Origin of the sequence: Streptomyces sp. NPDC018019 (genome assembly GCF_044327805.1) — a bacterium.
Taxonomy (GTDB): Bacteria; Actinomycetota; Actinomycetes; order Streptomycetales; family Streptomycetaceae; genus Streptomyces.
Genome location: NZ_JBIRGD010000041.1, coordinates 47,947 through 58,576, shown reverse-complemented (window position 1 = coordinate 58,576; position 10,630 = coordinate 47,947). Strand labels below are relative to the sequence as shown.

Annotated in this window: 9 protein-coding genes; 5 read left to right on the top strand and 4 right to left on the bottom strand. The window is 74.9% G+C overall.

Annotated elements, in window-relative coordinates; all coding sequences use genetic code 11:
* Positions 1–95: 95 nt before the first annotated feature.
* Positions 96–1,556: a short-chain fatty acyl-CoA regulator family protein gene (locus ACH4FX_RS39575; RefSeq protein ID WP_398486359.1), complete on the bottom strand. Its 1,461-nt coding sequence runs from the start codon at positions 1,554–1,556 to the stop codon at positions 96–98.
* Positions 1,557–1,753: 197 nt separating this feature from the next.
* Here ACH4FX_RS39575 and ACH4FX_RS39570 point away from each other — a divergent pair, with 197 nt between their 5' ends.
* The 3 genes from ACH4FX_RS39570 to ACH4FX_RS39560 are packed head-to-tail and all read left to right on the top strand — an operon-like array spanning position 1,754 to position 5,331.
* Positions 1,754–3,271: an MmgE/PrpD family protein gene (locus tag ACH4FX_RS39570; protein ID WP_398486358.1), complete on the top strand. Its 1,518-nt coding sequence runs from the start codon at positions 1,754–1,756 to the stop codon at positions 3,269–3,271.
* A complete protein-coding gene (gene prpB / locus ACH4FX_RS39565) occupies positions 3,271–4,176 on the top strand; it encodes a methylisocitrate lyase (protein ID WP_398486357.1) in 906 nt (301 codons plus the stop codon). The genes ACH4FX_RS39570 and prpB overlap by 1 nt, the downstream gene beginning before the upstream one ends.
* 18 nt (positions 4,177–4,194) lie before the next feature.
* Positions 4,195–5,331 carry a bifunctional 2-methylcitrate synthase/citrate synthase gene (locus ACH4FX_RS39560; RefSeq protein ID WP_398486356.1) on the top strand — a complete coding sequence of 379 codons (1,137 nt, stop codon included), beginning with the start codon at positions 4,195–4,197 and terminating at the stop codon, positions 5,329–5,331.
* Positions 5,332–5,333: 2 nt separating this feature from the next.
* On the opposite strand, the gene ACH4FX_RS39555 is transcribed toward ACH4FX_RS39560, so the two are convergent.
* A complete protein-coding gene (locus ACH4FX_RS39555; protein WP_398486355.1) occupies positions 5,334–5,675 on the bottom strand; it encodes a hypothetical protein in 342 nt (113 codons plus the stop codon).
* Positions 5,676–5,713: 38 nt separating this feature from the next.
* Entirely contained in the window at positions 5,714–6,853 is a 1,140-nt protein-coding gene (locus ACH4FX_RS39550; RefSeq protein WP_398486354.1) for an acyl-CoA dehydrogenase family protein, read from the bottom strand.
* A gap of 286 nt (positions 6,854–7,139) precedes the next feature.
* On the opposite strand from ACH4FX_RS39550, the gene ACH4FX_RS39545 reads away from it, so the two are divergent.
* Complete coding sequence (locus tag ACH4FX_RS39545) at positions 7,140–8,756, top strand: AMP-binding protein (RefSeq protein ID WP_398486353.1); 1,617 nt, start codon at positions 7,140–7,142, stop codon at positions 8,754–8,756.
* A gap of 151 nt (positions 8,757–8,907) precedes the next feature.
* The gene (locus ACH4FX_RS39540; RefSeq protein ID WP_398486352.1) at positions 8,908–9,780 is read left to right on the top strand and encodes a PaaX family transcriptional regulator C-terminal domain-containing protein; all 873 of its coding nucleotides are present in this window, start codon (positions 8,908–8,910) and stop codon (positions 9,778–9,780) included.
* Between the two features lie 15 nt (positions 9,781–9,795).
* On the opposite strand, the gene ACH4FX_RS39535 is transcribed toward ACH4FX_RS39540, so the two are convergent.
* Complete coding sequence (locus tag ACH4FX_RS39535; protein WP_398486351.1) at positions 9,796–10,560, bottom strand: HAD family hydrolase; 765 nt, start codon at positions 10,558–10,560, stop codon at positions 9,796–9,798.
* Positions 10,561–10,630 lie beyond the last annotated feature (70 nt).

Genomic DNA, 10,630 nt, shown 5'->3' with positions numbered 1-10,630 from the left:
ACGCCCTGCAGGACCTCCTGCGGTGCTGGACCGGAACCTGCACCACCTGCGGCCGCCCACTGACCAAGACCAGAACCTAACGAAGCACTACTAGCCTAGCGGTGGTTCGCCCGCACTTCCGGTTCCGTGGCCCGGCCTTCCACCACCGGATACGGCACATGCGTACGCCGGTCCGGATCCACCGCGAGCCGGCCGCCCGCCGGGGGACGGGCGCGTTGGGCGCAGTCTCGGCGTTCGCACAGGCGGCAGCCCAGGCCGATGGGGGTGGCCGCGCGGGGGTCGTCCAGGGCGATGCCCGCCGCGTAGACCAGGCGGTGGGCGTGGCGGAGTTCGCAGCCGAGGGCCACCGCGAAGTCGGCGCGTGGTGCGTGGTGGCCGAAGCCGCCGCGGGTCACGGTGCGGGCGATCCAGAAGTGGCGCTTGCCGTCCGGCATCTCCGCCACCTGGGTCAGGACGCGGCCGGGTGCGGAGAAGGCCTCGTAGACGGTCCACAGCGGGCAGGTGCCGCCGAGGCGGGAGAAGTGGAAGTCGGTGGCGGACTGGCGCTTGGAGATGTTGCCGGCCCGGTCCACGCGCAGGAAGGCGAAGGGGACGCCGCGCCGCCCGGTGCGCTGGAGGGTGCTCAGCCGGTGGCAGACCGTCTCGAAACCGACGCCGAAGCGGGCCTGGAGGAGTTCGATGTCGTAGTGCAGTTCCTCGGCGGCCGTGTGGAAGGCGGTGTAGGGCATGAGGAGGGCGCCCGCGAAGTAGTCGGCGAGGCCGATGCGGGTCAGGGCGGCGGACTCGGGCGAGGCGGGCCGGGCGGTGGTGGTGAGGGCGTCGAGGAGGGGTTGCTGTTCGAGGAGAGCGAGCTGGGTGGCCAGTTGGAAGGCGCGGCGGCCTTCGGTCAGCCAGGGTGAGAGGAAGAGCAGGCCCGCGTCGGGGTCGTAGCGGCGGACGTCGGGCGTCCGGCCGGGGGCCGCCTGGACGACCCGTACGCCGTGCCGGTCGGCGAGACGGGCGGTGAGCGGGTCGGCGGCGCGGCCGGGGCGCAGACCCAGTTCGGCGGCGGTGTGTTCGGCGGCGGCGTCCAGCGGGGCGACGTGGTTGTGGTGGGCGTGGAAGAAGTCGCGTACCTCGTCGTGGGGTTCGGCGGGCGGCAGGGCCGCGCCGCCGCCGGGGCCGGCGAGGGCGGCGGCCTGTTCGGTGGCGTAGCGGTAGCGGCGGTGCAGGGCGACCAGGGCGCGGGCCGTCTCGGGGTGGTCGCGGGCCACCTCGGCGATCTCCTCGGCGGGCGGCGGCGGGCCGCACGCCTCGTCGCCGAGGGCGGCGCGCAGCTCGGTGGTGAGGCGTTCCTCGTCGGCCTCGGAGAAGTACTCGGCGTCGACGCCGAGCACCTCGGCGATGCGCAGCAGGACGGGGGCGGTCAGCGGACGCTGACTCTGTTCGATCTGGTTCAGATAGCTGGTGGAGATGCCCAGGGCGCGGGCGAGCTGCACCTGGTTGAGGCCGTGTTCGCGGCGGAGCCGGCGCAGTTTGGCGTGTGCGTAGATCTTGCGGACCGGTGGTCGCGCCATCCCGTTGCTCCCTTCCCCGCGAGCGCCCGTGCCGGGCCCCTCCCTTGCGAAAGTAGCATCCGCAGATTTCGCACCTTTCGCCGATCGGCGGCCCGGCACGGGAGGAATTCCGCACGCCGGAGCGGTCGCGGCCGGGCGGATGGCGGGGCAGGCTCGACAGCACAGGACACCGCACCACGCACCATCCGAGGAGCCCCGTGATCGACCATCAGGTACGTGTCCACCCCAGCGCCGCCCGGCTGCCGCGCGAGGAACAGCTCGCCTGGAAGCTGGCCGCGGTGGCCACCGGTACGCAGGACGCCCCGGACCTCGACCCGGACGCGGCGGCGATGGCCGCCAACCGGGTCGTCGACAACGCGGCGGTGGCCGTGGCCGCGCTGCGCCGCCGCCCGGTCGCCGTCGCCCGCGCCCAGGCCAGGCCGCACCCGGGCGCGCCCGGCGCCTCGGTCTTCGGGGCCGGCGGGATGCGGGTCTCCCCCGAGTGGGCGGCCTGGGCCAACGGCACCGCCGTACGGGAACTGGACTTCCACGACACGTTCCTGGCCGCCGACTACGCCCACCCGGGCGACGGCATCCCTCCGCTGCTGGCCGTCGCCCAGCACACCGGGCGCGGCGGCGCCGACCTGCTGCGCGGCATCATCGCCGCGTACGAGGTGCACGTGGCGCTGGTGAAGGGCATCTGTCTGCACCGGCACCGCATCGACCACGTCGCGCACCTCAGTGCCGCGCAGGCGTGCGGCCTCGGCGCGCTGCTGCGGCTGCCGACGGAGACCGTTTACCAGGCCGTGCAGCAGGCGGTGCACACCACGACCGCGACGCGGCAGTCCCGCAAGGGCGAGATCTCCAGCTGGAAGGCGTTCGCGCCGGCCTTCGCCGGGAAGGCCGCGATCGAGGCGGTGGACCGAGCGATGCGCGGCGAGGGCTCGCCGTCCCCGGTCTACGAGGGCGAGGACGGCTTCCTGGCGTGGCTGCTGGCCGGCCCGGAGGCCACGTACACGGTCAGCCTGCCGGAGCCCGGTGAGCCCCGGCGCGCCAACCTCGACACGTACACCAAGGAGCACTCCGCCGAGTACCAGGCGCAGGCCGTCATCGACCTGGCGCGGCGGCTGCGGCGGCGGACCGGACCGCTGGAGAAGGTGCGCTCGGTCGTGCTGCACACCAGCCACCACACGCACCACGTCATCGGTTCCGGCTCCGGCGATCCGCAGAAGTACGACCCGCACGCGAGCCGCGAGACGCTGGACCACTCGGTGCCGTACATCTTCGCGGTGGCCCTGGAGGACGGCGGCTGGCACCACGAGCGCTCGTACGCGCCGGAGCGCGCGCGGCGGCCGGAGACGGTGGAGCTGTGGCGGAAGATCAGCACCGTCGAGGACCCGGAGTGGACGCGCCGCTACCACGACCCGGACCCGGCGCGGCGGGCCTTCGGCGGCCGGGCCGTGGTGACCCTGGCGGACGGCACGGTGATCGAGGACGAGCTGGCGGTGGCCGACGCGCACCCCGCCGGGGCGCGGCCCTTCGGCCGGGACGGCTACACGGGCAAGTTCCGGACGCTGGCCGAGGGCGTCGTGCCGGGTGCGGCGCAGGACCGGTTCCTGGAGGCGGCCGGCCGGCTGCCGGAGCTGGACGGGCCCGGTCTGGACGCGCTGTTCCCCGCCGTCGACGCCGACGCCCTCGCCGCGTACGACGCCACGCTGCCGAAAGGGCTGTTCTGATGCTGCACACCCGTACCACCGCCGCCCAGCGCCGCCGTGCCCTGCGCGAGAAGCTCGCCTCCGGGCGGCTGCTGCGCGTCCCCGGCGCCATCAGCCCGCTGACGGCGAAGCTCATCGAGGACACCGGCTTCGACGCCTGCTACCTGTCCGGCGCGGTGCTCGCCGCCGACCTGGGCCTGCCCGACATCGGACTGACCATGTCCACCGAACTCGCCGCCCGGGCGCAGCAGTTCACGCGCGTCACCGGCCTGCCCGTCCTCATCGACGCGGACACCGGCTTCGGCGAGCCGATGAACGCCGCGCGGACCGTGCAGCTGATGGAGGACGCCGGGCTCGCCGGACTGCACCTGGAGGACCAGGTCAACCCGAAGCGGTGCGGCCACCTGGACGGCAAGGCGGTGGTGCCGCGTGAGGAGATGGTGCGGCGGCTGCGGGCCGCCGCCGACGCGCGCCGCGACCCGGACTTCCTGCTCATGGCCCGTACGGACGCCCGGGCCGTGGAGGGCCTGGAGGCTGCGGTCGACCGGGCGCGGGCGTACGTGGACGCGGGCGCCGACGCGGTCTTCCCCGAAGCGCTGCGCGACGAGGCGGAGTTCGCCGCCTTCCGGGCCGCCGTGGACGTCCCCCTGCTGGCCAACATGACCGAGTTCGGAAAGAGCCCACTACTGGACACCGCCACTCTCGAACGGCTCGGCTACAACCTTGCCCTCTACCCCGTCACCCTGCTGCGTCTGGCGATGGGCGCCGTCGAGGACGGCCTGCGCACCCTCGCCGCCGAGGGCACGCAGCGGCCGCTGCTGCCGCGTATGCAGACCCGCTCCCGCCTGTACGAACTCCTCGGCTACGAGGAGTACGCGGCCTTCGACTCGGCCGTCTTCGACTTCACGCTCCCGCCCGGCGACTGATCCGCACCGGAGGCCACCATGACCACCACCCCGCCGGAGATCCACCGCGGCCTGGCCGGTGTCGTCGTCGACACCACCGCCGTGTCCACGGTGATATCCGAGACCAACTCCCTGACCTACCGCGGCTACCCGGTGCAGGAGCTGGCCGCCCGCCGCTCGTTCGAGGAGGTCGCGTATCTGCTGTGGTACGGCGAGCTGCCCGGCGCCGGGGCGCTCGGCGAGTTCCGGGCCCGCGAACGGGCCCTGCGCCCGCTGGACCGCACCACCGCCGACCTGCTCGCCCGGCTGCCGGAGAGCTGCCACCCGATGGACGTGCTGCGCACCGCCGTCAGCTTCTTCGGCGCCGAGGACCCGGCCGAGGACGACGGCAGCACGGCGGCCAACCGCGCCAAGTCCCTGGCACTGCTGGCGAAGCTGCCGGTGGTGGTCGCCGCCGAACACCGCCGGCGGCGCGGCCTGGCCCCGATCCAGCCCGACCCCGGCCTCGGCTTCGCGGAGAACTTCTTCCACATGTGCTTCGGCCGCGTCCCGGAGCCCGAAGTGGTGCGCTGCTTCGAGACCTCCCTCATCCTGTACGCGGAACACAGCTTCAACGCCTCGACGTTCACCGCCCGCGTCGTCACCTCCACCCTCTCCGACCTCTACAGCGCGGTGACCGCCGCCATCGGCGCGCTCAAGGGTCCGCTGCACGGCGGCGCGAACGAGGCCGTGATGCACATGCTGGAGGAGATCGGCACCCCGGACCGCGCCGACGCGTGGCTGGCGGACGCCCTGGCGGCGAAGCGCCGGATCATGGGCTTCGGGCACCGCGTCTACCGGCACGGCGACTCCCGCGTCCCGGTGCTGCAAGAGGCCACCGACCGCCTGGTGTCCCGTACGGACGATCCGGCGGCGGCCCGGCTGGCCGCACTGCACACCGCGCTGCGCGAGGCGGTGCTGCGCCGCAAGGGCATCCACCCGAACCTGGACTATCCGGCGGGCCTGGCCTATCACCTGATGGGCTTCGACACCCCGGCGTTCACCCCCATCTTCGTCATGAGCCGCATCACCGGCTGGACCGCCCACATCACCGAACAGCTCGCGCACAACGCGCTGATCCGGCCGCTGGGCGCGTACAACGGGCCGGGGCAGCGGGCGGTGCCGGAGGCCGTCTGACGTCAGTCCCCGCCGGTCCCCGGCCGCGGGGCGCGCCACGCCAGGAGCGCCCCGGCGGCGCCGTACCCCAGGAGGAGGACGCCGTCCCTCGCGTCCTGACGCCGCTCCATGGACTGCACCTGCCGCTGCTGTTCGTAGGTGCGGGTCGCCACCGCGACCGAACCGTCCAGCACCGAGCAGGCGGTGTCGCCGGGGCGCATCGGGCCCGGGTGCTCTTCCCCGTCGCGCACGTTCTCGCCGGGGCACACGACGTCGCCCGGTGCCGCCAGGGCACTCCCGAGGTTCCCCGCTCCCCATGCCAGTGGCACGGCGAACAGGGCCACGAGGACAGCTCGGTACTTCATGAAACCCTCCCGTCAGGTACGGGTCGCTCGACGGCACCTCACCGCTCCCGGTACAGCTCCTTGGCGATGATCGACCGCTGGACCTCCGACGCGCCCTCGTAGATGCGGGGCGCGCGGACCTCACGGTAGAGGTGTTCCAGGAGGTGGCCGCGGCGCAGGGCGCGGGCGCCGTGGATCTGGACGGCGGCGTCCACGGCCTTCTGGGCGGTCTCGGTCGCCAGGAGTTTGGCCATCGCGGAGCGTTTGGCGATGTCGGGGGCGCCGCTGTCGTACGCGGTCGCCGCGGCGTAGACCAGGAGGCGGGCGGCCTCGATACGGGTGGCCGTCTCGGCGAGCCGGTGGGACACCGCCTGGAGGTCCCTGAGCGGGCCGCCGAACGCGGTGCGGCCGGCGGCGTGGGCGAGGGCGGCGTCCAGCGCGGCCTGGGCCATGCCGACGGCGAACGCGCCGACGCTCGGCCGGAAGAGGTTCAGCGTGCGCATCGCGACGCCGAAGCCGCGGTCCACCTCGCCCACCACGTCCTCGCGGGTCACCGGTACGCCGTCGAAGACCAGGGTGCCGATGGGGTGCGGGCTGAGCATGTCCAGGGGCTCGCCGGTCAGGCCGGGCCGGTCGGCGGGGACCAGGAAGGCGGTGATGCCGCGGGCCCCGGCGCCCCCGCCGGTGCGGGCGAAGACGGTGGCGAAGTCGGCCTCCGGCGCGTTGGAGATCCAGCACTTCTCGCCGGACAGCCGCCAGCGGCCGGCGTCCGGCGGGCCGTCCGGCTCGGCGGCCAGGGCGAGCGCCCCGGCGTCCGAGCCCGCGTCCGGCTCGCTGAGCGCGAAGGCCGCCACCGCGCGCCCCGCGACCACCTCCGGGAGCCAGCGCGCCCGCTGCCGCTCCGTACCGGACTGGACGACCGGGTACGTGCCCAGGCCCTGGAGGGCGAGCGCGGTCTCGGCCTCCGTCGATTCCCGGGCCAGCGACTCCCGCAGCAGGCACAGGTCGAGGGCGCGCACCGGCCCTTCGGCGGGGAACAGGCGCCGCAGCAGGCCGAGTTCGCCGAGGGCCGCGACCAGCGGGCGGTTCACCCGGCCGGGTGCGCCGCGGTCCGCCAGCGGGCGCAGCCGTTCGGCGGTGAGGGTGCGCAGGTCGGCACACCACGCCTGCTCCTGCGGTCCCAGCGCGAAAGCGGTCACGGGCGGCTCCCTCGTCTCGGGCCCGGGGCGGCCGGGCGGTTCGCTCGGGTCCGTGCGGCCGGCCGCCTCGCCGAACCGGCCGCGTCTTCGGACCGTATCGCGCTCTGTTGACTGCCGTCACGAACACGTTACGCTGACGGCGGACCGGCACGGCAGCCCCCGGACGGTTTCCCCGCACGTCCCGGCCGCCCCACCGGCGGCCTTCCCCGGCTCTCCGGCCGCTTCCCGCGCGGGTCCGCAGCGGTTCCGATCGTCCCCACCGTCGTCCGCAAGGGGGCACACCGGCATGGAACTGACGCCGTCGGCACACACCGACACCTTCGCCCGCGACCACCTTCCGCCGGCCGGCCAGTGGCCGCACCTCACGGACCTCGGCTATCCCGACCGGCTCAACTGCGGCGCCGAACTCCTCGACGCCACCGCCCAGCGGCTGGGCGACCGCCGGCCGGCCTTCCGGGACGCGGCCGGCACCGTCTGGACCTACGGGGAACTGCGCGAACGGGTGAACCGCATCGCACACGTCCTCACCGGCGACCTGGGGGTGCGCCCCGGCCACCGGGTCCTGCTGCGCGGCCCCACCACTCCCCTGCTCGCCGCCTGCTGGCTGGCGGTCATGAAGGCGGGCGCGGTTGCCGTGACCGTGCCGGCCGCGCAGCGCCCGCACGAACTGGCCACCATCTGCGGCCTGGCCCGGGTGGGGCACGCGCTGTGCGACGCGAGCGTGGTGGCCGGCCTGGCCGCCGCGGACGTACCGGGGCTGCGGATCACCCCGTACGGCGGCGACGGGCCCGGCGACCTGCTGCGGCTCGCCGCGCACCGGCCGTCCGCGTACGAGGCGGTGGAGACCGCGGCCGACGACGTGGCGCTGATCGCCTTCACCTCGGGCACCACCGGGCGGCCCAAGGGCTGTATGCACTTCCACCGGGACGTGCTCGCCATCGCCGACACCTTCTCCGCGCAGGTGCTGCGCCCCACGCCGGACGACGTGTTCGCCGGGAGCCCGCCGCTCGGCTTCACCTTCGGGCTCGGCGGGCTGGTCGTCTTCCCGCTGCGGGCCGGCGCCTCGGCGTACCTGGCCGACTGGGGCGGGCCCGGGCAGCTGCTGCGCGACATCGCGCGGCACCGCGTCTCCGTGCTGTTCACCGCGCCGACCGCCTACCGGGTGATGCTGCCGAAGCTGGGCGGGCACGACCTCTCCTCGCTGCGCCGCTGCGTGTCGGCGGGCGAGCACCTGCCCGCCGCGACCTGGCGGGCCTGGGAGCAGGCGACCGGGCTGCGGATCATCAACGGCATCGGCGCGACGGAGCTGCTGCACATCTTCATCTCGGCCGCCGACGACGCGATCCGGCCGGGCACGACCGGCGTGCCGGTGCCCGGCTTCGAGGCGCGGGTGGTCGACGCGGCCGGCCGGCCGGTGCCGGACGGCACGCCGGGGCTGCTCGCGGTGCGCGGCCCGACGGGCTGCCGCTACCTGGCGGACGAGCGGCAGCGCGAGTACGTGCGGGACGGCTGGAACCTGACCGGCGACACCTACGTACGGGACGCGGACGGCTACTTCAGCTACGTGGCCCGCGCGGACGACATGATCATCTCGGCCGGGTACAACATCGCCGGGCCCGAGGTCGAGGACGCGCTGCTGCGCCATCCCGACGTCGCCGAGGCGGCGGTGGTCGGCCGGCCCGACCCGGAGCGCGGCCAGGTCGTGGTGGCGCACCTGGTGCTGCGGACGGGCGTGCCGCGCGACGCGGAAACCGTGGCGGCGCTGCGGGAGTTCACCAAGTCGGTGATAGCGCCGTACAAGTGCCCGCGCGAGATCGTCTTCCACGACGCGCTGCCCCGGACGCCGACGGGCAAGCTCCAGCGCTTCCGGCTGCGCGGCGACGGCACGGAAAGCGCGCGGTGACCGCCGGTCCCGGTCCGCGGTACCGCCGTGCCGCGCCCCGGCGGCTGCGGCTACGATCGCGCCCGGAGCGGCCACGGCCCGGCAGCCGTCCGTGCGCGCCCCCGCGCCCCGGGGCCGCGGACCGGAGCACGACAAGGCGGGAAACGACCACGTGAGCGACCAGTACGCGCAGCGCACGCCGCGGTCCCTGATCGTCACCTTCTACGGTGCGTACGGGCGCGGCCCCCTGGGCGGCCCCGGCGGTCCGCCGGGACCGGTGCCGGTCGCCGCGCTGATCCGGCTGCTCGGGGCGGTCGGCGTCGATCCGCCGTCGGTGCGTTCGGCGGTCTCCCGGCTCAAGCGCCGCGGTCTGCTCGTCGCCGCCCGTACGGAGTCGGGGGCCGCCGCGTACGGGCTCTCGGAGGCGGCGCACCAGCTCCTGGACGACGGCGACCGGCGGATCTACGGCCGGCCGTCCCCCGGCCCATCGGACGGCTGGGTCCTGGCCGTCTTCTCGGTGCCCGAACAGGAGCGCCACAAGCGGCACCTGCTGCGCTCCCGGCTGGCCCGGCTCGGCTTCGGCACCGCCGCGCCGGGCGTGTGGATCGCCCCGGCCCACCTGTACGACGAGACCCGGCACACCCTGGACCGGCTGCACCTCTCCCCGTACGTGGACCTGTTCACCGGCGCGCACGCGGGCTTCACGCCGACCGCCGACGCGGTGGCCCGGTGGTGGGACCTGGACGCCCTCGCCGAGCGGCACCGCGCCTTCCTCCACGTCCACGAACCGGTGCTGCGCCGCTGGACGGGCCGCCGCCCCGGGCCGCCCGAGGCGGCGTACCGCGACTACCTGCTGGCGCTGGACGCCTGGCGCCGGCTGCCCTACGCGGACCCCGGTCTGCCCCCTCCCCTCCTGCCCGAGGGCTGGCCGGGCGGCCGCGCGGCGGACGTCTTCGGCCGGCTGCACACCGAACTGCGGGCGGTGGGCGCGCAGTTCGTGCGGGCGGTGGCGGGCGGGGCGGGCCGGACGGCGGCCAGTGCCTGACGCCGCCGCGGGCGGTCAGCGCTTCCTCGGGTGGCCCGCCGCGGCGGCCATCGGCCGGGGCCGGGCGGCGGCTATGGTGGAGACGACGTCCTTGAAAGAGCCGCACATCCGGGTGCCGGCCACTGCCGCCAACTCACCGAAGCTACCCATCCCGTAGGTGACCGCGACGGGCTCCATCCGGGCGGTGACCGCCATCCGCATGTCGCTGACTGTGTCACCGACGTACGCGCTCTCCCAGGGCGCCACGCCCAGGTCGGCGGTGGCCCGCAGCACCAGCTCCGGATGCGGCTTGCCGCGCCGCACCATGTCCTGGGTGATGACCGGGCCGAGCAGGTCGCGGATGCCGAGCACGTCGAGCAGGGCCTCGGCGCTGCGGGTGCCCTTCGAGGTGGCCACGGCCAGCTCGATGCCGTGCGCGCGCAGCGCGGACAGTCCGGCGGCCACCCCCGGGAAGAGCAGGCGCGGGCCCTCGCGCAGCACTTCGTAGGCGAACAGCTCGCGGTAGCGGCCGATCGCGGCCACCACGGCGTCGTGGTCCTCCGGCATGCCGAGCAGCTTGCCGAAGGCCGGGCCGGGCGGCTTGCCGATGGCGGCGGCGGCCTGCCGGGAGGTGACCGGACGGCCCTGTTCGGAGGCGACCTTGACCAGCAGCCGGCTGATGGCGGGGAGCGTGTTGGCGAGGGTCCCGTCGAGGTCGAAGACGGCGGCCTTGATGGTCTCGCCGACCGCGGCCCGCGCGGCGCCCCCGGGACGTGGCACGGCTCCCGCTGAATCACGCATTGCTCGACACCTTCCGATTTCCTGTGGGCCTTGTGCATCTGTGGGTCCGGTCGGTGTCCGTGACGCCGCC